Annotated in this window: 17 protein-coding genes, 1 rRNA gene and 1 riboswitch; of the genes, 5 read left to right on the top strand and 13 right to left on the bottom strand. The window is 72.0% G+C overall.

The window, feature by feature from the left end:
• Positions 1-32 precede the first annotated feature (32 nt).
• The 3 genes from OG715_RS35375 to OG715_RS35365 all read left to right on the top strand — a co-directional run bounded on the left by OG715_RS35375 (position 33) and on the right by OG715_RS35365 (position 2,647).
• Complete coding sequence (locus OG715_RS35375) at positions 33-653, top strand: hypothetical protein (RefSeq protein WP_266273200.1); 621 nt, start codon at positions 33-35, stop codon at positions 651-653.
• A 395-nt stretch (positions 654-1,048) separates the two neighbouring features.
• A complete protein-coding gene (locus OG715_RS35370; RefSeq protein WP_266273201.1) occupies positions 1,049-1,240 on the top strand; it encodes a DUF5999 family protein in 192 nt (63 codons plus the stop codon).
• 189 nt (positions 1,241-1,429) lie between these two features.
• Positions 1,430-2,647 carry an IS30 family transposase gene (locus OG715_RS35365; RefSeq protein ID WP_266271214.1) on the top strand — a complete coding sequence of 406 codons (1,218 nt, stop codon included), beginning with the start codon at positions 1,430-1,432 and terminating at the stop codon, positions 2,645-2,647.
• A 99-nt stretch (positions 2,648-2,746) separates the two neighbouring features.
• On the opposite strand, the gene gcvP is transcribed toward OG715_RS35365, so the two are convergent.
• Positions 2,747-5,647 carry an aminomethyl-transferring glycine dehydrogenase gene (gene gcvP / locus OG715_RS35360; protein ID WP_266273202.1) on the bottom strand — a complete coding sequence of 967 codons (2,901 nt, stop codon included), beginning with the start codon at positions 5,645-5,647 and terminating at the stop codon, positions 2,747-2,749.
• Positions 5,648-5,887: 240 nt separating this feature from the next.
• Positions 5,888-5,991, bottom strand: a riboswitch (glycine riboswitch).
• Between the two features lie 163 nt (positions 5,992-6,154).
• Here gcvP and OG715_RS35355 point away from each other — a divergent pair.
• Both OG715_RS35355 and OG715_RS35350 read left to right on the top strand, forming a co-directional pair.
• On the top strand, positions 6,155-7,468 hold the full coding sequence (locus OG715_RS35355) for a PRC and DUF2382 domain-containing protein (protein WP_266273203.1): 1,314 nt from the start codon (positions 6,155-6,157) through the stop codon (positions 7,466-7,468).
• Between the two features lie 143 nt (positions 7,469-7,611).
• Positions 7,612-9,102: an MFS transporter gene (locus tag OG715_RS35350; RefSeq protein ID WP_266273204.1), complete on the top strand. Its 1,491-nt coding sequence runs from the start codon at positions 7,612-7,614 to the stop codon at positions 9,100-9,102.
• A gap of 159 nt (positions 9,103-9,261) precedes the next feature.
• On the opposite strand, the gene OG715_RS35345 is transcribed toward OG715_RS35350, so the two are convergent.
• From OG715_RS35345 to rrf, 12 genes are all read right to left on the bottom strand, one after another.
• Positions 9,262-10,701, bottom strand: coding sequence for a DNA polymerase IV (locus OG715_RS35345; protein WP_266273205.1), 1,440 nt, complete (start codon positions 10,699-10,701; stop codon positions 9,262-9,264).
• Positions 10,702-10,755: 54 nt separating this feature from the next.
• Positions 10,756-11,475 carry a SanA/YdcF family protein gene (locus OG715_RS35340; protein ID WP_407661150.1) on the bottom strand — a complete coding sequence of 240 codons (720 nt, stop codon included), beginning with the start codon at positions 11,473-11,475 and terminating at the stop codon, positions 10,756-10,758.
• Between the two features lie 141 nt (positions 11,476-11,616).
• Entirely contained in the window at positions 11,617-12,279 is a 663-nt protein-coding gene (locus tag OG715_RS35335) for a MerR family transcriptional regulator (protein ID WP_266273206.1), read from the bottom strand.
• A 298-nt stretch (positions 12,280-12,577) separates the two neighbouring features.
• Positions 12,578-13,054: a bifunctional nuclease family protein gene (locus OG715_RS35330; RefSeq protein ID WP_030303568.1), complete on the bottom strand. Its 477-nt coding sequence runs from the start codon at positions 13,052-13,054 to the stop codon at positions 12,578-12,580.
• Between the two features lie 124 nt (positions 13,055-13,178).
• Entirely contained in the window at positions 13,179-13,871 is a 693-nt protein-coding gene (ftsR, locus tag OG715_RS35325; RefSeq protein ID WP_266274582.1) for a transcriptional regulator FtsR, read from the bottom strand.
• A gap of 179 nt (positions 13,872-14,050) precedes the next feature.
• Complete coding sequence (locus OG715_RS35320; protein WP_030397899.1) at positions 14,051-14,593, bottom strand: FHA domain-containing protein; 543 nt, start codon at positions 14,591-14,593, stop codon at positions 14,051-14,053.
• Positions 14,594-15,044: 451 nt separating this feature from the next.
• Positions 15,045-15,965 (bottom strand): DUF881 domain-containing protein, encoded by a 921-nt coding sequence (locus tag OG715_RS35315; RefSeq protein WP_407661149.1) that lies wholly within the window; start codon positions 15,963-15,965, stop codon positions 15,045-15,047.
• Between the two features lie 406 nt (positions 15,966-16,371).
• On the bottom strand, positions 16,372-16,704 hold the full coding sequence (locus tag OG715_RS35310; RefSeq protein ID WP_266273207.1) for a small basic family protein: 333 nt from the start codon (positions 16,702-16,704) through the stop codon (positions 16,372-16,374).
• Positions 16,701-17,855, bottom strand: a complete 1,155-nt coding sequence (locus OG715_RS35305) for a DUF881 domain-containing protein (protein ID WP_323182212.1) — start codon at positions 17,853-17,855, stop codon at positions 16,701-16,703. The genes OG715_RS35310 and OG715_RS35305 overlap by 4 nt, the downstream gene beginning before the upstream one ends.
• Before the next feature lie 141 nt (positions 17,856-17,996).
• The gene (locus OG715_RS35300; RefSeq protein WP_266273208.1) at positions 17,997-20,492 is read right to left on the bottom strand and encodes a mannose-1-phosphate guanyltransferase; all 2,496 of its coding nucleotides are present in this window, start codon (positions 20,490-20,492) and stop codon (positions 17,997-17,999) included.
• Between the two features lie 124 nt (positions 20,493-20,616).
• A complete protein-coding gene (locus OG715_RS35295; RefSeq protein ID WP_266273209.1) occupies positions 20,617-21,237 on the bottom strand; it encodes a CDP-alcohol phosphatidyltransferase family protein in 621 nt (206 codons plus the stop codon).
• A 96-nt stretch (positions 21,238-21,333) separates the two neighbouring features.
• Positions 21,334-21,450 (bottom strand): 5S ribosomal RNA (gene rrf / locus OG715_RS35290).
• Between the last annotated feature and the right edge of the window lie 51 nt (positions 21,451-21,501).

Here is a 21,501-nt window from a genome sequence, read left to right as displayed (position 1 = left end):
ACGCCGATCTCGCACGGAGAGGCGACCTTGCCATGACTCTGCAGACACCCCAGCCCCCGCCCAGTGCCCTGCGCGCGGTGCTCGCCGCGCTCGACTCGGAGACAGCGCTGCGCCAGCCGGCCGCCGCCGCGCTGCGCCGTCCGACCGGGCCGCTCCTCCCCGCACACCCGCTCGCCGTCCACGTCCTGGACGGGCCGCGGGCCGAACTCGCCGCCGCCCGCCGGACCGGCTGGCGCTTCCTGATCAAGGACGGCACCGAGGTCGCGGCGGCGGCCGAGGTGGTGCAGGGGTCCGAGGGCCATTCCTTCTCCCACTTCACCGCCGGCCCCTATCTGGACTCGACCGTCAGAGCGCTGCGCCAGGCGTGGCAGCTCGCCCAGTCCTCCCGGACCCGCTGCCAGCCGAGGCTGCTGACCTTCCCGGGCCAGTACGCGACGGCGCTGTGGCTGCACAGTCCGGACGGCGGTCCCGGCGCCGATCTGCTGATCCCCCTGGCCCCGGCACCGATGGGGGTCACCGCGCACCGCGCCCACCCGGCCGCCGAACTGCTGCCGGTACTGGCCCGGGGCCCGCTCGCCCGCTCGCCGCTCGCCCGCCCGGTGCTGCTCGGCACCCCCGCCGATCCGGCGCGGCTCGCCTCCGGGGCGCTCTGACCCGTCGCCGACCATCCGGCCGGACCGGTCGCCGAGCATCCGCGCGGACCCACTCGATCGGCTCACCCGTCCGGACCCACCCTTCCGGGCCATCCGATATGACCCGGAAGGACCGTCCGTCCCATGGCCCGTCCGGCATCGATTCCGGCCGCTCACCACCTGAACGGGTGATCTCTGGCCGGGGGTTGTGGCGCGTGTCACGAAATCGCTGCGCGCGGGTCCCGGGATGCCGACACTGGGAACCAGCGTGGAAGGACCCCCTGTCCTACCCACTTGAGCGCCGGTCCACACCTGGCCCGGCGCAGGACAGGATCCGACCGCCGCGGCGGCGCCCGACGGCCAGCCGGCGGCACCGCACCACGGGGAGGATCGCGGAGCGAAGCGAGGGTACGCGTATGTGCCAGCACCGTCCTGAGTGTCCGTCGGCCGAGTCCGAGGACCGCGAGGCCGCCGTCCCGGTGGCCTGTCACCCGGAACAGGGGTGGAGCCTGCTCTGCAACGGCGTCCTGCTCTTCGAGGACACCGGCGAGCTGCTGCCCGACGGCCGGGTGATCGCCCCGCGCCGTCCGGCCGCCAGCGCGGTCTGAGCCGCCGGGCCGACCCTGGGACGACGCACCGGCCGCACCCCGGCAGCACCGGCCGCACAGGCCGCGGCCACCGGATCGGCCGAGCACCGCAGGGCACCATCACAGGGCAGCACGGAGCACCACAGGGCAGGGCCCCGGCGGAAGCTTGGGTTCTAGGAGTCGTTGCAACACCCCAGCTCAGGGGATGCGATGGACTTCGAGATCCGCAAGGACCGGAAGCCTCAGGGGACCAGGAAACTGACCGCTGAGCGGGAGGCATACTTCCGGCTCATGCAGCAGGGCTACAGCAGTACGGAAGCCTGCCGGATCGTCGGCGTCAACGTCCGGACCGGCAAGAAGTGGCGTAATGGCCATCACTCGCCCGGTGGGCAGAGGAAGGCGGTACCTCCCATCCATGTGGAGGTGCCGCCTTCCGGTCCGTCCCGGTACCTGCGCGAGGCCGACCGCATCCACATAGCAGACCGGCTGCGGGAGAAGGTCGCCATCCGCAAGATCGCCGCCGAGCTCGGTCGCAGCCCCTCCACGATCAGCCGCGAGATCGCGCGCAACCGCCACCCGGTCAACGGCCAATACCGGCCGCACGCCGCACAGGCCCGGGCCGATGCCCGCCGGCCCCGACCCAAGCCCGGCAAGATCGGCCAGAACCCCGAACTGCGGGACTTCATTCAGCATCATCTGGGCAGGAAGTGGAGTCCGGAGCAGATCTGCCAGGCTCTGCGTGCACAGTTTCCCGATCGACCGGAGATGCACGTGGTCCACGAGACGGTCTACCAGGCCCTCTACGTCCAAGGCCGCGGCGAACTGCGCCGGGAACTGGCCGCCGCCCTGCGGACCGGACGCGCCCGGCGCAAGTCGCACCGCCAAGCGGCCTGCCGCCAGCCGCGGTTCGTCACCCCGATGGTCATGATCAGCGAGCGCCCCGCCGAGGTCGAGGACCGGGCGGTGCCCGGCCACTGGGAGGGCGACCTGATCATCGGCAAGGACGGCGGATCCGCGATCGGCACCCTGGTCGAGCGCGCGACCCGCTATGTGATGCTCCTGCACCTGGCCGAGGGCCGAACCGCCGAGCAGGTCCGCGACGCCCTGGTGACCATCGTCCAGACCCTGCCCGGCCACCTGGTGCGCTCGCTGACCTGGGACCAGGGCTCCGAGATGGCCGCCCACGGCTCGTTCACCCTGGCCACCGACATCCCGGTCTACTTCTGCGATCCCGCCAGTCCCTGGCAGCGCGGTTCGAACGAGAACACGAACGGCCTGCTGCGGCAGTACTTCCCCAAGGGCACCGACCTGTCCGCCCACAGCCCCGAACAGCTGGCCGCCGTCGCCGCCGAACTCAACGGCCGCCCACGCAAAACGCTCGGCTGGGAAACCCCAGCCGAGCGCCTGCATAAACTGCTCGCGGCCTAGACAACCGACCACGTGTTGCAACGACCCCTAGAAACCGCCAAGCACCGCCGGGGCCCTGTCGCATGGCCTTCGCCGTCCGCTCAGGACGGCGCGCCGGGATCAGACGCCGTACTCGTCCATCGGCGGGCAGGAGCAGACCAGGTTGCGGTCGCCGTACGCGCCGTCGATCCGGCCGACCGGCGGCCAGTACTTGTCCGCCGGGTTCACGCCGGCCGGGAAGACCGCCTCCTGCCGCGAGTAGCCGTGCGCCCAGTCGCCGGCCAGGGTGGCGGCGGTGTGCGGGGCGTTGCGCAGCGGGTTGTCCTCGGCGTCCCACTCGCCCGAGCCGACCTTCTCGATCTCGGCCCGGATCTCGATCATCGCGTCGCAGAACCGGTCGATCTCGTACAGGTCCTCGGACTCGGTCGGCTCGATCATCAGGGTGCCGGCGACCGGGAACGACATGGTCGGCGCGTGGAAGCCGTAGTCGATCAGGCGCTTGGCGATGTCGTCCACCGTCACGCCGGTCTCCTTGGAGAGCGGGCGCAGGTCGATGATGCACTCGTGCGCCACCAGGCCGCCGGGGCCGGTGTAGAGCACCGGGAAGTGCGGGGCCAGCCGCTTGGCGATGTAGTTGGCGTTCAGCACCGCGACCTGGGTGGCGCGCTTGAGGCCCTCGCCGCCCATCAGCCGGACGTAGGACCAGGAGATCGGCAGGATGCCCGCCGAGCCCCACGGGGCGGCCGAGATCGGGCCGACACCGGTGGCCGGGCCGGCCTCCGGCTGCAGCGGGTGGTTCGGCAGGTACGGCGCGAGGTGCTCGCGCACCGCGACCGGGCCGACGCCGGGGCCGCCGCCGCCGTGCGGGATGCAGAAGGTCTTGTGCAGGTTCAGGTGCGAGACGTCCGCGCCGAACTTGCCCGGCTTGGCGAGGCCGACCAGGGCGTTGAGGTTGGCACCGTCGACGTAGACCTGGCCGCCGGCCTCGTGCACCAGGCCGCAGATCTCGGTGATCTGGGTCTCGTACACGCCGTGGGTGGACGGGTAGGTGACCATCAGCACGGACAGGTTGTCGCGGTGCTGCTCGATCTTGGCCTTGAGGTCCTCGACGTCGACGTCACCGTCGACCAGGGTCTTGACCACGACCACCCGCATGCCGGCCATGACCGCGGAGGCGGCGTTGGTGCCGTGCGCGGAGGACGGGATGAGGCAGATGTCGCGCTGGGTGTCGCCGTTGCCGTGGTGGTAGGCGCGGACGGCCAGCAGACCGGCCAGCTCGCCCTGGGAACCGGCGTTCGGCTGGATGGAGACGGCGTCGTAGCCGGTCACCTCGACCAGCTGCTGCTCCAGGCCGCGGATCAGGGTGAGGAAGCCCGCGGCCTGGTCGACCGGGGCGAAGGGGTGCAGCTGGCCGAACTCCGGCCAGGTCACCGACTCCATCTCGGTGGTGGCGTTGAGCTTCATGGTGCAGGAGCCCAGCGGGATCATGCCCCGGTCCAGCGCGTAGTCCCGGTCCGACAGACGGCGCAGGTAGCGCAGCATGGCGGTCTCGGAGCGGTGGCTGTGGAAGACCGGGTGGGTCAGGTACTCGTCCTCGCGCAGCAGCGCGGCCGGCAGGCTGTCGGCGTTCTCCGCCACCTCGACGGCCTCGACGCCGAACGCGGCCCAGACGCCCGCCAGGTCCTCGCGGGTGGTGGTCTCGTCGGTGGAGACCGAGATCCGGTCATCGCCGTCCTGGAAGACGTTGATGCCGTTGGCGCGGGCGGCGGCGGCGATCCCGGCGGCGCGGCCCGGGACGACCGCGGTGACGGTGTCGAAGAACTCGCCGTGCAGCAGCTCGACCCCGCCGGCCCGCAGGCCCTCGGCCAGCGCGGCGGCGTAGCGGTGGGTGCGGCGGGCGATGTCGGCCAGGCCGTCGGGGCCGTGGTAGACGGCGTACATCGAGGCCATCACGGCGAGCAGCACCTGGGCGGTGCAGATGTTGCTGGTGGCCTTCTCGCGGCGGATGTGCTGCTCGCGGGTCTGCAGGGCCAGGCGGTAGGCGCGGTTGCCGTGGGTGTCCACGGAGACGCCGACCAGGCGGCCGGGCAGCGAGCGGGCGTACTCGGCGCGCACGGCGAGGTAGCCGGCGTGCGGGCCGCCGAAGCCCATCGGCACGCCGAAGCGCTGCGAGGTGCCGCAGGCGATGTCGGCGCCGAGCGAGCCCGGGGACTTCAGCAGGGTGAGCGCGAGCAGGTCGGCGGCGACGGCGACGATCGCGCCGAGGCCGTGGGCCTGCTCGATCACCGGGGCGAGGTCGCGGACCGCGCCGGTGGCGCCCGGGTACTGGAGCAGCACGCCGAAGACGCCGCGCTCGGCGATCTCGGCCGGGATGCCCTCCGACAGGTCGGCGACGACCACCTCGACACCGGTCGGCACGGCGCGGGTGTTGATCACCGCGACGGTCTGCGGCAGGGTGTCGGCGTCGACCAGGAAGACACCGCCCTTGACCTTGGTGACGCGGCGGGCCAGGGCCATCGCCTCGGCGGCCGCGGTGCCCTCGTCCAGCAGCGAGGAGCCGGAGGTGGGCAGGCCGGTCAGGTCGGCGACCAGGGTCTGGAAGTTGAGCAGCGCCTCCAGGCGGCCCTGCGAGATCTCCGGCTGGTACGGCGTGTAGGCGGTGTACCAGGCCGGGTTCTCCATGACGTTGCGGAGGATCACCGGCGGGGTGAAGGTGCCGTAGTAGCCCAGGCCGATCATCGACCGGAGGACGGAGTTGCGGTCGGCCAGCTCGCGCAGCTCGGCCAGGACCTGGGCCTCGGAGCGGCCGTCGGGCAGGTCCAGCGCGGTGATCGAGCGGATCGCCTCGGGAACGGCGGCGGTGGCCAGCTCGTCCAGCGAGCCGTAGCCGATGTGGGCCAGCATCTTCTCCTGCGCCGCGGCGTCGGGGCCGATGTGGCGGTTCTCGAAGGGGCTGGCCTGTTCGAGCTCGGTGAGGGTCGCGGGGGTGGTCGGGCGTCCCGAGTTCGGCTGGGCGTTCATGGTGGTCGAGGCCTCCTGGTCACGGACCGGCGGGGGTGCGCACGCCGGGCTGCCTCGCCGCTGCGGACAACAGCGGAGGACCCGGTCGGACGAACCCGACAGGCCTCCCCCTCTGTCATCGGGACCTGAGAGCTTCGCCCGCGCGGAGCGCCGTGGGACGCCCCGCCGGCTTGCACCGTCGGTGAGGGTGGGGTCCGCCGGCTCCCTCGCCCGCGTTCCTGCCCTGCTTTCCAGAGTGACCTATCCCGCACGGTACGGATGCCTGAGAGATTCCGGGGAGGAGTTGCTCCTTCGGCGCCCCGACCAGCGGTTTCCACTGCCGGGGACTCTCCCGCGCGGGCTCGGCGGTCGCGCCCAGGGTACCAGCGGGAGGCCCGGCGATCACGGGTGCGTCCGGTCACTTCGCCGCCGGGGCCCGCTCGCCCGGCCTGCCCCCAACGGCTCAGCGCCGCGCCCGTCCGGCCCCGCCCCGGTCGCGCGGGTCCGGTTCATGGCTTTTGGTGTGAAGTGGCGGACCGGGCGGGCGGGCCGGCCGTCGTCCTGCGGGAGTTCCGCAGGATCACCGCACTGGAGGAAAGAGTGCAGACCGACATCGACCCCCGGGACCTCATCGGCCACAAGGCGGTCGACCGCAACGGGGACAAGATCGGCACCATCGACGAGGTGTATCTCGACGACGCCACCGGCCGCCCCGAGTGGGCGGCTGTGCGGACCGGCATCTTCGGCCGGGACGCCTTCGTCCCCCTGACCACGAGCGAGTTCTCCGGCGACGAGCTGCGGGTGCCGTACGACAAGTCCCTGGTGAAGGAATCACCGGACTTCGGCGTCGGCCAGCACCTGTCGCCCGCCCAGGAGCTTCAGCTCTACCGCTACTACGGGCTGGACACCCCGGTGGACGGCCGGCCGTCGGCGGGTGACGGCTCGGGCTCCGAACCGTCCGACCTCGACTTCGGCACCACCGCCGACCGGGGCACGGCAGCCGGCACGGCCGCTGTGGGCGCGGCCGCCGCCAACGCCGCGGGCACCACCAACGGCACCAGCAGCACCCATGGCACCGGCACGACCAACGGCACGGGCACCGCGCATCCGGCCAAGCCGCTCGGCCTCCACCAGTCCCCCACTCCCGTCCCGAGCCCGGCCGCCGACCTCGGCAAGCCGTCCGACCCCGCCCCGGAGGCCCCCGTGCGGACCCTCGCCACGCCCCTGCCCGCCACCACGACACCCGCAGCGCCGCAGCAGGCCGCCGAGCCGCGCCCGCACACCCCGGCGGCCCCCTCGACGGCCCCGGCCGCCGTCCCCGCCGCGGGCACCGCGCGCCCCGAGGCCGACCCCGCCGCCTCCTCCCCCAGCGGCCCGGTGGAGATCACCTGCCGCGAGGAGCGCCTGGACATCACCACCGAGTGGCATGTGCTGGGCACCGCCAAGCTGCGCAAGTACGTCACCAGCGAGCCGGTGGAGCGGCGGGTCGCCGTGGTCCGCGAGCGGGTCCGGGTCGAGCGGATGCCGGTCGGGGACGCGGAGCGGGCCGCGCTCAGCGAGAAGGACATCGCCGAGGCGGTGGAGGAGGTGACCCTTCGCGAGGAGCGCCCGGTGGTCCGCAAGTACCTGGCGCCGATCGAGCGGGTCCGTCTGGTGGTCGAGCGGTACACCGCCGAGGAGGTGGTCCGGGACGAGCTGCGCCGTGAGCACGTCGAGGTCCACGACAACACCTCGGCCGCCTCGACCCCGGTGCCGTCGGCCGCCCATGCGCCGGCGCGTCAGGCCGCCCACCCCGCGGTCGAGGACCAGGCCCGCCCGGCTCCGCTGCGGCCGCTCGCCTGACCCGACGGAACAGCAGGACCCCGGCCGATCATGGCCGGGGTCTTTCCTTTTTGCCAAGGCTTAACCAATGAATATTTGACACACTGAAGTATCTCCCTGCATGGTTACTTCAGTTCATTCACTATGTACGAGAGGAAGCAACCGTGAGTGAGGCACCACAGCCCACCACCACGACCGAGAAGCAGAGCAGCGCCCGGGTCCTGCCGGCCCTCATCCTGGCGATGCTGTCGTTCAGCGTGGTGCAGACCGCGGTCGTTCCGATCCTGCCCTCGCTCGCCAAGGAACTGAGCGTCTCCGGCTCCAGCATCACCTGGCTGATGACGGCCAATCTGCTGTCCGCCGCCGTGCTCACCCCGCTGCTCGGCCGCTTCGGCGACCTGCGCGGCCGCAAGCCGATGCTGCTGATCTCGCTCGCCGGCCTGGTCGCGGGCTCCGCGCTCGCCGTCTCGACCCACTCCTTCACCTGGCTGGTCGTCGCCCGCGTCCTCCAGGGCGCCGGCGGTGGCGTCCTCCCGCTGGCCATCAGCATCGTCCGCGACGAGCTCCCCAAGCAGAAGGTGACCGGCGGCGTCGCCGCCATCAGCGCCTCGATGGGCGTCGGCAGCGGCCTCGGCCTGGTCGCCACCGGCCTGCTGCTGGAGCACTGGAGCTACAAGTCGATCTTCTGGATGGGCCTGGCCTTCGGCCTGCTCGCGATCGCCCTGGTCGCCTTCCGGGTGCCCAGCGACCCGATCACCGACAAGGAGGGCGGCGCCGACCCGCTCGGCGCCATCACCCTGGCCGGCTGGCTCTCCGCCCTGCTCGTCGCGGTCAGCCAGGGCAACCACTGGGGCTGGACCTCCACCAAGACCCTCGGCCTGTTCGCCGTCGCCGCCGTGGTCGCCCTGCTCTGGGGTGTCATCGAGGTCAAGGTCAAGCACCCGCTGGTCGACATGAAGATGATGTCCCGCCCGGCCGTCGCCTTCACCAACCTGGCCGGCCTGCTCATCGGCTTCGGCATGTACGGCTCGTTCATGGTGATCAGCAACTTCGCCCAGACCCCGGAGAAGTTCGCCCACTACGGCTTCACCGCCACCGTGCTGCACGCCGGTGTGATGCTGCTGCCCTCCGCCCTCGGCTCGATGGTCGCCGCCCCGATCGGCGCCGTGCTGATCGCCCGCCGCGGCCCCCGCCTGCCGCTGGTCCTCGGTGGCGTCCTCGGTGGCGTCGCGATGGCCTACCTGGCCCTGCGGCACAGCCACGAGGGCGACATCTACCTCTCTTCGGCCATCTTCGGCCTCGGCATCGGCCTCGCCTTCTCGGCCATGCCCGCCTACATCAACGGCGCCGTCCCGGTCGAGCAGAGCGGCATCGCCAACGGCATGAACGCCGTACTGCGCACCGTCGGCGGCGCGATCGGCACCGCCGTCATGGCCGCCATCCTCACCGGCGACACCATGAAGCTGCCGATCCCGATCGCGCTGCCCACCCTGGACGCGTACAAGCACGCGTTCTGGACCGCCGCCGTGGTCTGCATCGTGGCCGGCGCCGTGCCGTTCCTGATCCGCACCGTCAGGCCGACCACCGCGGTGGCCTCCGGCAACACGACGGCGGACCTCTCCTCCGGCCGCGAGCCGGTCAAGACCGACGCCTGACGAGGCGTCCCGCCCCGCGCCCAGGGACAGGGCGCGGGGACCGGACCAGGACGGTCGCCGAGGGCATCGCGACCGTCCGCGGCCCGGAACCGAAGCGGCCCCACCCGGCTCCCCGCCGAGTGGAGCCGCTTCGTTCCCGCACCCGGCGAGGGGCACCGCTCAGCCCTCCCCCGGACCCTCCCCCACGCCCTCCGCGTCGTCCCCCTCCTCGCCCCCGGGCCACCCCGGACGCAGCGGCAGCGGCCTGGCCGGCTCCAGCGCCGGATCCTCGACCCGGAAGGTCCGCACCCGGCCGGGCCCGCTCCACGGCGTCTCGAACCGGACCGTCACCCGCCCCACCCCGCTGCCCTGCACCCACCCCGGCCCGTGCTCGGCATGCCGCACGTCCTGCCCGGGCAGCCAGCGGCGCACCGGCACCGCCTGCTCCTCGGCCGGCTCCGGCTCCTCCTCCGCACCCGCCCCGGCCTCGGCCCCCGCCGCCGCCTCGGCTGCCTCCTCCCGGACGGCCTGCGCGAAGAGGTCCTCCTGGGTGTAGTCGGCCAGCTGCGCCACCCCGACGCCCAGCAGCCGCACCCCGCCCGTGATGTCCACCTGCGAGGCCAGCCGGCGCGCCGTCTCGACCACCACCGCCTCGTCGTCCGTCGGCCCCCGCAGCGTCTCCGAACGGGTCAGCGTCGAGAAGTCGAACCGCCGCACCTTCAGCACCACCGTCCGCCCCGAGCGCCCGGCCCCGCGCAGCCTCCGCACACAGCGCTGCGCCAGCGCCTCCACCTCGCGCAGCACCCGGTCCCGGTCGGCCAGGTCGACCTCGAAGGTGTCCTCCACCGACACCGACTTGGCGTCCTGGTCCGCCACCACCGGCCGGTCGTCCAGCCCTATGGACATGGCGTGGACACCGACGCCGTGCGCCTTCCCCAGCAGCTGCACCAGCTCCGCCTCGCCCGCCTCCGCGAGCTCGGCCACCGTGTTCAGCCCCGCCCGCCGCAGCACCTGCTCGGTGGCCGGGCCGATCCCGGGCAGCGCCCGCACCGGCATCGGCCCGAGCACCGCGCGCTCCTGCCCCGGCTCGATCAGCACCAGACCGTCCGGCTTGGCCTGCTCGGAGGCGATCTTGGCCATCAGCTTCGACCCGGCCACCCCGACCGAGGCGGTCAGCCCGGTCCGCTCCACGATGTCCGCGCGCAGGTCCTCGGCCAGCGCCAGCAGCAGCCGCTCCCCCGTCCCGTGCTCCGCCTCGGCGAGCACAGGCCCGTACGGACCGGCCTCCAGGTCGACGAACGCCTCGTCCAGGCTGAGCGGCTGCACCAGCGGCGACAGCTCCCGCAGCAGCCCCATCACCAGCCCGCTCGCCCGCCGGTACGCCTCGAAACGACCGGCCAGGAAGGCCGCGTTCGGACAGAGCCGGCGCGCCTGCGCCATCGGCATGGCCGAGTGGACCCCGAACTTCCGCGCCTCGTAGGACGCGGTCGACACCACCCCGCGCCCGCCCAGCCCGCCGACGATCACCGGCTTGCCGCGCAGGCTCGGCTTGGCCGCCTGCTCCACCGCCGCGAAGAAGGCGTCCATGTCGAGGTGGATGATGCTCGGCAGTGACCGCACCCGCCGATCATCCCGCACGGGTCCGACAACGTGTCCGAACCCGGCCGCCGGGGGTCAGCCCACGCCCGCGCCGCCGCCCCCACCGGCCGCGCCGGCGTCCGCCAGCGCCCTCGGCACACCCGGCTCCGGCGGCCCGAGGAACAGCGGGTCCGGCCGCAGCCAGGCGTTCAGCAGCGCCTTCCCGGCCCCCGGGACCTCCCGGAAGCCGCCGTACAGCCAGGTGAGGTCCCTGACCTCCGGCACGCCCACCGCGTACGAGTCGATCCCCGCCGCCTCGCAGAGCGCCAGCGCCCGGCGGACGTGGAAGTCCTGACTCACCAGCACCGCCCGGTCCACCCCGAAGATCCGGTGCGCCCGGGTGCAGGAGTCCCAGGTGTCGAAGCCCGCGTAGTCACCCACCACCCGCACCTCCGGCACCCCGTGCTCGACCAGGTACCGGCGCATCGCGTCGGTCTCGTCGTAGCTGCTCCGGCCGTTGTCGCCGGTCACCAGGATCGCCCGGACCTTCTGCCGCTCGTACAGCTCCACCGCCGCGTCCAGACGGTGCGCCAGGTACGGCGAGGGCTTCCCGTCGAACAGCCCGGCACCGAACACCACCGCCACCGGCGCCGACGGCGCGCTCGCCACCGTCCCCACCCGGTCGCCGGCCGAGATCCAGAGCCAGGCGCTCGGCGCGAGCGCCAGTGAGCAGCCGAGCGTCACCAGCTGGAACAGCCGCCGCTGGGCCGAACGCCGGCGCAGCCGCCGGCCGAACCCCACCGCCCTGCGCGCCACCAGTCCGGGAATGCCGGAACCGAACCGCACGTGCCCTCCCTCGTCTCGGCTCACCGGGCACGACGATGCCGTGGGCCCGGACGGTTCCCCGTCCGGGCCCACGGCATCGTTCCGAAGTCCCCGCGTCGCGCGGGAGAGTCCCTACACCGCGCGGTTGCGCCGCTGCGCCAGCTCGTCCGCCGGATCGTGGCCGACCACCGTCTCACCGGTGTCGGTCCGCTCGGCGTGCAGCCGGGCCAGGGTCAGCTCCAGCTCCCGCCAGACCGCGCCGACCGCGATGCCGAACACCCCCTGGCCGCCCTTCATCAGATCGACCACCTGCTGGGGCGTCGTGCACTCGTACACCGTCGCGCCGTCGCACATCAGGGTCAGCCCGGTCAGGTCGGCCACCTCGGCCGAGGCCTGCAGATGGGCGACCGCCACCCGGATGTTCTGCAGCGAGACCCCGGCGTCCAGCAGCCGCTTGACGATCTTCAGCAGCAGGATGTCGAGGAAGCTGTAGAGCCGCTGGCTGCTCGCGGGGTACACCGAGCGCACGCTCGGCGCCAGCAGCCCGGTGCGGGCCCAGTAGTCCAACTGCCGGTAGGTGATGCCGGCCGCCGTGCAGGCGGTCGGCCCTCGGTAGCCGATCAGCTCGGAGGTCGGCGCGAGCCGCTCGATCGCCGGCGGGCCGGGCTGCACGGCCGGGAACCGGCTCACCCTGGGCAGCTCCGTCCGGGGCAGTTCGGTCACGGTGCGGGCGGTGCGCGGCAGATGCACGGTGCACAGGCCTCCCGTGGCCACTTCGTCGCCAGTGCCGGTCATGCCTACCTCCGTCCACTCGTGCTGCGGGCAAACCGGGCCGCGGGTGTCGGACACCCGGGCAGCCCCTCCTGACGGTAGGCAGTCCCCTATGGCCCGTCAACGATCGCCACGCCGGGCCGAACAGACCACATCACTCAGGCGGGTGGTTTTTCGTGCCCCCAGTGTGGGTAGGTGCGCGTTTTTTGGCAAAACGGCCATCGCCCGCGAGCCCTAAACCCGGGAGCGGGAACCGCACGGACGACCGCCACCGAGCCGTCGGCGAGCTGCCCCGGGGGGCCACCGCGGGACGGCGGCGGGACTACTGCGGGCCGCTGCCGCCGAAGTCCTCCGGCGAGACCTGGTCCAGGAACTCGCGGAACTTCTCGACCTCGTCCTCCTGCTCGTCCGGGATCGCGATGCCCGCCTCGGCGAGCACCTCCTCGCTCCCGTAGATCGGCGTCCCGGTGCGCAGCGCCAGCGCTATCGCGTCGGACGGCCGGGCGCTGACCTCCACCCCGCCGGCGAAGACCAGCTCGGCGTAGAAGACGCCCTCGCGGAGGTCGGTGATCCGAACCTCGGTGAGCTGCTGGCCGAGGGCTTCCAGGACGTCCTTGAAGAGGTCGTGCGTCAGCGGGCGCACCGGCGTCATGCCCTGCTGGGCGAAGGCGATCGCGGTCGCCTCGCCCGGGCCGATCCAGATGGGCAGGTACCGATCGCCCCCGACCTCGCGGAGCAGCACGATCGGCTGGTTGGAAGGCATCTCCACCCGGACACCCACGACGTCGAGCTCATTCACACACGCAACCCTATGGCTCCCGACCCGGATATGAAAGCGCAGCGCCGACGGCGCTGGTCAGGGCCCCGGCGAGGTGCGTGCTCAGCCGGCGACCGCCGGTCCGACGCGATCCGCAGGAGAGGGCCTACGGACGGGCCCGCAGACCCGCCTGCACCATGGCCGCGTGCAGCCGTACCGAGAGTGTCGCCAGCTCCCGGGCGGTCGCCTCGGCGTGCGCCCGGGTCTGCGGGTTCCGGTGCCGCCGCAGCGGCGCCACGATCTGCTCGACCAGCGCGATCTCCCGGTCCGCGGCGGCCTTCATGGCCCGCAGGTGCCGGGGCTCCAGCCCGAACCGGCCGAGCTCCGCGACCAGCCTGGCGACCTGCAGCGCCTCGCCGTCGTACCCGCCGTCCGGCCCCGGGGCGACCAGCCCGTAGGCCTCCCACTCGGCCAGCGCGGCCTCGCCGGCCTCGGCGGCCGCCAGCAGTTCGGCGCGGCCCAGCCGCACCCCGGTGGCGACCTCGGACCCGGCGGTCAGCTCGCGGTCGGCCTCCTCCAGCGGGCCCGGCCGGGTGTCCGCGGCGGGCAGCGCGGGCGGGGCCTCGCCGCGCTCGATCGCGTCGAGGTGCTCGCGGATCACCCGCAGCGGCAGATAGTGGTCGCGCTGCATCCTCAGCACGTAGGCCAGCCGCTCGACGTCGGCCGGACTGAACTTGCGGTACCCCGAGGGCGTGCGCTGCGGCTCGACCAGCCCCTCCGCCTCCAGGAAGCGGATCTTGGAGATGGTGACCTCGGGGAAGTCGTCACGCAGGAAGGCCAGCACCGCGCCGATGCTCAGCAGTTCGTCGCCGCCGCGCCGCCGCCCGACGGGCCGGTCCGGACGGGCCGGCTGCCTGGGGGCCGCGACCACGCCCCGCGCGCCCTGGTCCGGCCTGGGACCGGACGACGCGGGGGTGGCCGCCCCGAGAGGAGAGGAAGGGGTGTTCGTACTCACTCGGGCTCCTGCCGACGTTGGTTTCAGTACCCCCGGTTGTGGCTGGCGAAGAAGACCAGCCGGTACTTCCCGATCTGGACCTCGTCACCGTTGTTCAGGCCGACCTCGTCGATCCGCTCCCGGTTGACGTAGGTGCCGTTGAGGCTGCCCACGTCGGCGACGGTGAAGCCGCCGCCCGGCGTCCGGCGGAACTCCACGTGCTTGCGGGAGACCGTGACGTCGTCGAGGAAGATGTCGCCCTGCGGGTGGCGGCCGGCCGTGGTCTTGTCCGAGTCCAGCAGGAAGCGGCTGCCGGAGTTCGGGCCGCGCTGGACGATCAGCAGGGCCGAGCCCGGCGGCAGCGCGTCGATCGCCGCCAGCACCTCGGCCGAGAGCGCCGGCGTGCCGGTCCCGGTCGTGGTGTTGGGGTCGTACGACTCCAGGCCGGAGATCGAAATGGTCGAGGTGGTCTCGGCCGATCCCTCGGGCAGCAGCCCACCGCGCAGCGCCGTACCGCAGTTGGAACAGAACCGGGCCGAGGCCGGGTTCTGGTTGCCGCACCTGGGGCACGGAGTGGGGCCAGCCATGTTCACAGCCTCCTGGCGCGGCACACCCGACGGGTTGTGCCCGGCGTACGGGTCCGGAGCAAACCCTCCACCAGAGGTTGAGGGTGCTGACGGGAAACCTATGCGCGGCGCGCCGGAGGGGTCAACCGACGCGCCGTAGCCCGCCTGATTCCCCGCGTAGTGGGCCCCGGCGCCGTCCCGGAACATGGGGCGCTCGGCGTACTCCGCGCCCTCAGGGGCGGAGCGCATGCCCGGCACACCGGGCTCGTCGTCACGGCGGTGCAGCGCGGTCGGCGCCTCCGCGGCGGCCGCGTCGCGGCCCTTGTTACGACCGAACAACTTCGAGAAGAAACTCACGGGCGAATCCCCTTGCGTGTGACAGACCCGCCCGTGGGGCAGGGTGAGAACCTCGGACAGACTGCGGGCCCGGTCGTGGATCGGGCCGGCGGGAGTGGCACTCCGAGTGTGCTGGTCACTTCGGAGCCGGCTTGGCGTACTGCGGCGTCTTCAGATCGACGAGTGCGTCGACGACCACCTTCTGCTGCTGGGAGATCGTCGCACGCGCCTGGTGGCTCTCCAGAGTACGGACGACACCCCCCGGGATGTTCAGCGCGGGGGTGAGGTCCTGCGGGTTACCCACGACAGTGAAGCGATAAGGAGCCGAGACCTTCTTGCCGTCGATCTGCACACCGCCGCCGGACACGTCCGTGAAGAAGGTGTTGACCACCACGCGCACATCGTTGATCTGAATCGCCTCCGCCCCCGCCGCTCGTAGTTCCTGCAGGGTGTCCAGCAGCATATCTGCCTTCACCTGCCCTTGGGGATCATCGACCGTCAGTACGATGCCCGGACCTGTGGCCTTGACGGTCCCGGCGAGCACGCCGAGTTCCGTCACCTTCTTCCTGGTCTGCTCCTGGGCTTCCTTGGCCTGGTTGGAGCTGTTCTCCAACTTGGCCAGGGACTGCTCCAACTCCGCCTTCTCCTGCTGGAGACGCTGCTGACGGCTGTCCAGTTCGTCGAGGATACGAACCAGGTCCTCCTGGCGCGCGCCGCGCAACTGGCTGTGGTGGTCATTGGTCGAGCGGACCTGGATCGCGAGCCCCAGACCGAGCGCGAACAGCAGCACGGCCACCACCAGCTGACCGCGCGACATCCTCGGCGGCCACAGCGCCGCCTTGAGCCGGCGCCGTCCGGAGTGGCGGTCCACCGCCCGCGCGGACACCGACATCGGCGCGGGCTCGACCTCCTCCGGATCCGCCTCGAACCCGGGCTCGTCCTCGGGCTCGGACTCGCATTCGGGCTCCGGCGCGGACTTGGGTGCGGGCGCGGACTTGGGTGCGGGCACGGACTTGGGTGCGGGCACCGGCAGAAGCTCCGGCGCGGGCACCGGCAAAGGCTTCGACTCGGGCTTCGGCGCAGGCTCGGGCTTCGGCACGGGCTCGGGCGAGGGCGCAGGCCCGGACACGGGCACCGCCCCTGGGGCGCGCCCGGCCTCGGCCCCGGGGACCGGCCGCGTCACGGGCCCGGGCACTCGCTCGGGCTCCTGGACACGCTCGTGTACGCGCTCCGGCTCCGGCTCGACCTCGGCCTCGGGGGTCCGTCCGACCGGTCCGGCCGGGCGACCGCACGGACGCCCGGGCACCGGCCCCTCGCGCTCCCCGGCCCGCTCCGCAACCGCGCCGTCCTCGCCCCCGACGGCCACCGTCCCGTCCGGGGACCTTTCCCCTTGCTTCTCGTCCCGCACGACTTCTCCCGCCGATCCGTCCACTTCCTCCTCCGCCGCGCGCCCGCGGCCCGGCTCAGGCGCGGAAGACATGGCGCCTGATCGCGGCCGCGTTGGAGAAGATGCGGATGCCGAGGACGACGACCACGCCGGTGGACAGCTGCGAGCCGACCCCCAGCTGGTCGCCGAGGAAGACGATCAGCGCCGCCACCACCACGTTGGACAGGAACGACACGATGAACACCTTGTCGTCGAAGATGCCGTCCAGCATCGCCCGGACGCCGCCGAAGACCGCGTCCAGCGCCGCCACCACCGCGATCGGCAGATAGGGCACCACGGCATCGGGTACCTCGGGCTGGACGAAGAGTCCGACGACGACGCCGATCACGAGACCCAGTACGGCAATCACGGTGTAGCTGCTCCAGTCGCTGCGGAGGACGACCCGGTGGTCGTGGTGGACGGGCGGGAGCCCTTGGCGGGCGGGGAGGACGCCGGGGGCGGTGAGGTGGTGGCTCTGGCCGGTGTACTCGGTGAGCGCTTGGCGGGGGTCGACCCGCTCGGCTTCGCCGAGGGCGAGGCCCCGGCGGACGGATCGGAGGAGGCCGGGGCGGACGGCGACGGCGAGGGGCTCCCGGACGCCGAACCGCTCGCGCCACCCGTCGGAACACCGGTCGGCGAGGCCTCGGGCCCCGCGGGCTGCGCGGTCCGCAGGCTCACCCCGACGGCCGCGGGCAGCGTCAGACTCTTCTGGGCCGACAGGGTCGACTTGATGCCGTACTTCTCCTGCAGCAACCGCAGGTACTGACCGGCCATGGCACTCTCGAAGGCTGCCAGCAGCCTCGGTCCGTCCCCCAGCGCCTGCACGGTGTACGGCGGCACCAGCGGCCGGTTGTCCACCAGGACGGCTTCGCCGGCCGCGCGGATCGCCGAGAGCGCGGTGAGCCGCTGCCCGTTGATGGAGACCGCCTCCGCACCCGAGGCCCAGAGTCCGTTCACCACCAGCTGGAGGTCCCGGTCGCGCAGCCGCCCGCTGTTGGAGAAGCCCTGCCCGGCACGCGGGTCGACGTTCCCGCCGGCACCCGTCCCGGCCGCGTCCTCCACCACCAGCTTCATACCCGGGCCGGTGACCTCGCCCAGGCCGACCGCGCCGGCCAGCGCCGCCGGGTCGCCCTCGCCCGGGGCGAGCGCCTGCCGCTGGGTGCTGTCGACCTTCCGGCGCAGGTCCTGGACCTGCTGCTGAAGGTGGTCGGCCGAGCCGTTGGCGTCGTTGATCCGGTGGATCAGGGCATCGCGCTCCTTGGCCAGGGTCGGCTCCGCCTTGTGCGCGTTCACCGCCCCGACCGTGACGACCGCGCCGACCAGCGCCAGCCCGGCCCCCAGGGTGATCAGCCCGCGCACCGTCCCCGGTATCCGGTACGGTCCGTCCCCGCCCCGCGCGGCCGCCGCCTCGGCGTAGCCCTCGTCGAGGCTGTGGTCCATCACATTGGTCAGCAGGGACATCGAGGCATCCGGACGGTTGTACCGTCCACTGCTGGCACCCTGCCCCGGCGTCGCTGACATGCCGACCATCGTCCCATGTCGCGCGAGGGCCCTGCGCACGCCCCCTGACCTGCAAATATTCCAAATACGGCGGAACGCGACCAACTGCCCGAAACGGACAGCGGGGCGGAGCGGCAACCGCCACTCCGCCCCGCCCCGGACTCAGCGCCCGGCGCTGTCGACCACCGCCGCCCACTCGTCGAGCAGGGCCTCGGTCGCCGCGTCGTCCGGTCCCTCCGCCCACAGATGGGTGACCGCCTCGGCCGGATCGGGCAGCACCAGCGTCCACCGCCCGTCCGCCTCGACCACGCGCACACCGTCCGTGGTGTCCAGTTGCCGGGTACCGGCCGCCTCGACCACCGAGCGCATCACCATGCCCTTCGCCGCCCACGGCGTCGCGATGTCCCGGCGGCGGATGTGCGCCTGCGGGATCCGCGCGTCGATCTGGCTCAGGGTGAGCTGGGTCCTGGCCACCAGGCCGACCAGCCGGACGAAGGCCGCGGCGCCGTCCAGTACCCCGCTGAACTCCGGCACCACGAAACCGCCCCGGCCGTCGCCACCGAACACCGTGCCCTCGGCGGCGGCCGCCTTGGCCAGGTCGTCCGGCGTCGTCGTGGTCCAGATGACCTGCGTGCCGTGGTACGCCGCGACCTGCTCGGCGATCCGGGTCGTGGTGACCGGGAGCGCGACCTGCCCGCTGCGGCGCTCGGCCGCGACCAGGTCCAGCAGGACCAGCAGCGCCCGGTCGTCGTCGATCACCCGGCCGAGCTCGTCCACGAAGGCCACCCGCTCGCCCACGGGGTCGAACCGCACGCCGAAGGCGGCGCGCGAGGACGCGACCAGCTCGCCGAGCCGGGCCAGCCCGGCCCGCCGCTCCTCGGCGTCCTCGGTCGGCCGTGCCTCGTCCAGCCCGCCGGAGACGGTCAGCGCCTCCACGCCGAGCCGGCCGAGGATGCTCGGCAGTACGAGCCCCGCGCTGCCGTGCGCGGTGTCGACGACCACCTTCAGACCGGCCTCCCGCACGCCCGTGGTGTCCACGGCCCGCAGCAGGTTGCCCGCGTAGCCGTCGAAGACGCTCGACGGGAAGGTCAGGTCGCCGATCTCCCCCGGGAACGCGCGCCGGTACTCCTGGCGTGCGTAGACCCGGTCGAGCTTGCGCTGCCCGGCCTGGGACAGATCGGCGCCGCGCTCGTCGAAGAACAGGATGTCCAGCGAGTCCGGCACCCCGGGGGTGGTGCGCAGGAAGATCCCGCCGGCACTGCCCCGCGCGGTGTGCTGCCGCGCCACCGGCATCGGCACGTTCTCCAGGTCGCGGACGTCGATCGCGCTGGTCTGCAACGCCGAGATCATCGCCCGCTTGAGCGCCCGCGCGCCACGCGAGTGGTCACGCGCGATGGTGACGGTCGCACCCTTCTTCAAGGTCGTCGCGTACGCCCCGGCCAGCCGGACTGCCAGCTCCGGGGTGATCTCGACGTTGAGGATGCCGGAGACACCGCGCACCCCGAACAGGTGCTCCTGCCCCCGGGACTCCCAGATCACCGAGGTGTTGACGACCGCGCCGGCCTCGATGGTCTTGAACGGGTAGACCCGGACGTTGGCCCCGATGATCGACTCCTCGCCGACCAGGCACTCGTCGCCGATCACGGCGCCGTCCTCGATCCGCGCGGCCCGCATCACATCGGTGTTCTTGCCGACCACACAGCCCCGCAGATTGCTCTGCGGCCCGATGTAGACGTTGTCGTGCACGACCGCCTTGTGGAGGAAGGCGCCGCGTTTGACCACGACGTTGCTGCCGAGCACGGTGTGCTCGCGGATCTCGACGCCCGCCTCGACCTTGGCGTAGTCGCCGATGTACAGCGGACCGCGGAGAATCGCCTCCGGGTCCACCTCAGCCCCCTCGGCCACCCAGACGCCCGGCGAGATCTCGAAGCCGTCGAGCTCCACCTCGACCTTGCCGTCCAGGACGTCCGCCTGGGCCTTGCCGTAGCTCTCGTGGGTGCCCACGTCCTCCCAGTAGCCCTCGGCCACGTAGCCGTAGACCCGCTTGCCCTCCTTGAGCAACTGCGGGAACACGTCGCTCGACCAGTCCACCGACTCGCCGGCCGCGACGTAGTCGAAGACCTCGGGCTCCATCACGTAGATACCGGTGTTCACCGTGTCCGAGAAGACCTGCCCCCAGGTCGGCTTCTCCAGGAAGCGCTCGACCCGGCCCTCGTCGTCGGTGATCGTGATACCGAACTCCAGGGGATTCGGCACCCTGGTGAGACAGACGGTGACCAATGCGTTCTTGCTGCGGTGGAACTCGATCAATTCCGAGAGGTTGAAGTCCGTCAAAGCGTCGCCGGAGATCACCAGGAAGGAGTCGTCCTTGAGGGCGTCCTCGGCGTTCTTGACACTCCCCGCAGTGCCGAGTGGGGTCTCCTCGTTCGCATAGGTGAGATGCATGCCCAGCTCTTCGCCGTCACCGAAGTAGTTCTTCACCAGTGAGGCCAGGAACTGGACGGTCACGACGGTGTCGGAGAGACCGTGCCGCTTCAGCAGTCGAAGCACATGCTCCATGATCGGCATATTGGCGACCGGGAGCAGTGGCTTCGGCATGCTTGAGGTCATCGGGCGAAGTCGAGTGCCTTCGCCCCCTGCCATAACTACGGCTTTCATTACGGGTGCGTCCTCCTTCGCGGTGGTGGACCGTTCAGGTCCATCAAACCGTTCCAGTGGAGGTCTACCCGGAAGGTATCGTCCGACGCACCGCGGCGAGGTGGGACTTCTCTCAGATCACGTCTCAGACCGTGGACGGCGAGGAGGTCGCGCGACCGCGGATGATCTGTCGCACCTGAACGGCGTAAAGAATGGCGGCCCACCAGTACAGCGTGGCACCCCACCAGATGAACGCCCAGCTGACGATCTCGGCCGGCCGGGCGATCCAGCTGTCCCCGGCACCGAGCAGCAGAAGCGGAAACCCGTACATCAGATTGAATGTCGCGGCCTTCCCCAGGAAACTCACCTGCAACGGTCCGTAGCCGTGCCGGTTGAGAATCGGCAGCAGCGCCGCGATAAACACCTCGCGCGCCAGCAGGATCGCCGTCACCCACCACGGCAGGATCTCACGCCAGGTCAGACCGACCAGGGTGGAAAGCACGAAGAGACGGTCCGCCAGCGGGTCGAGCAGCTGCCCCACCCGGCTGATCTGCCCCCACCTGCGCGCGAGTTTCCCGTCCAGGTAATCACTGATGCCACTGAGCATCAGGATCAGCAACGCCCACCCGTCGTTGTTCGGACCGTCGAACACCGGCCAGAGGATCAGCCAGAGGAACAGCGGAACACCGACCAGCCGGCCCATGCTCAGCAGGTTGGGGATGGTGAGGACGCGATCGGTCTGGACCCGCGTCTCCTGGACCTCCACCCGGGGACCTCCTGTCACGTATGGCAACTTTTCACGTCGACCTTACAACAGAAAAGCCCCCGACCGATTACCGGCGGGGGCTCTTCCAGAAAATTTGTTCGGCGGCGTCCTACTCTCCCACAGGGTCCCCCCTGCAGTACCATCGGCGCTGTGAGGCTTAGCTTCCGGGTTCGGAATGTAACCGGGCGTTTCCCTCACGCTATGACCACCGAAACACTATGAAACTGTCAACCGCACCCACACCGTGACCTTGGTATGGGGGTC

This window comes from Kitasatospora purpeofusca (genome assembly GCF_036010405.1).
Lineage (GTDB): Bacteria > Actinomycetota > Actinomycetes > Streptomycetales > Streptomycetaceae > Kitasatospora > Kitasatospora purpeofusca.
This window is presented reverse-complemented; position numbering and strand designations above follow the sequence as displayed.

What these genes read in the sequence shown, in the direction of transcription:
- OG715_RS35370 (WP_266273201.1), top strand. Translation starts at nt 1,049, where the DNA reads ATGTGCCAGCACCGTCCTGAGTGTCCGTCGGCCGAGTCCGAGGACCGC.
- gcvP (WP_266273202.1), bottom strand. Translation starts at nt 5,647, where the DNA reads ATGAACGCCCAGCCGAACTCGGGACGCCCGACCACCCCCGCGACCCTC.
- OG715_RS35300 (WP_266273208.1), bottom strand. Translation starts at nt 20,492, where the DNA reads ATGAAAGCCGTAGTTATGGCAGGGGGCGAAGGCACTCGACTTCGCCCG.
- OG715_RS35365 (WP_266271214.1), top strand. Translation starts at nt 1,430, where the DNA reads ATGGACTTCGAGATCCGCAAGGACCGGAAGCCTCAGGGGACCAGGAAA.
- OG715_RS35305 (WP_323182212.1), bottom strand. Translation starts at nt 17,855, where the DNA reads ATGTCAGCGACGCCGGGGCAGGGTGCCAGCAGTGGACGGTACAACCGT.
- OG715_RS35335 (WP_266273206.1), bottom strand. Translation starts at nt 12,279, where the DNA reads ATGACCGGCACTGGCGACGAAGTGGCCACGGGAGGCCTGTGCACCGTG.
- OG715_RS35375 (WP_266273200.1), top strand. Translation starts at nt 33, where the DNA reads ATGACTCTGCAGACACCCCAGCCCCCGCCCAGTGCCCTGCGCGCGGTG.
- OG715_RS35320 (WP_030397899.1), bottom strand. Translation starts at nt 14,593, where the DNA reads ATGGCTGGCCCCACTCCGTGCCCCAGGTGCGGCAACCAGAACCCGGCC.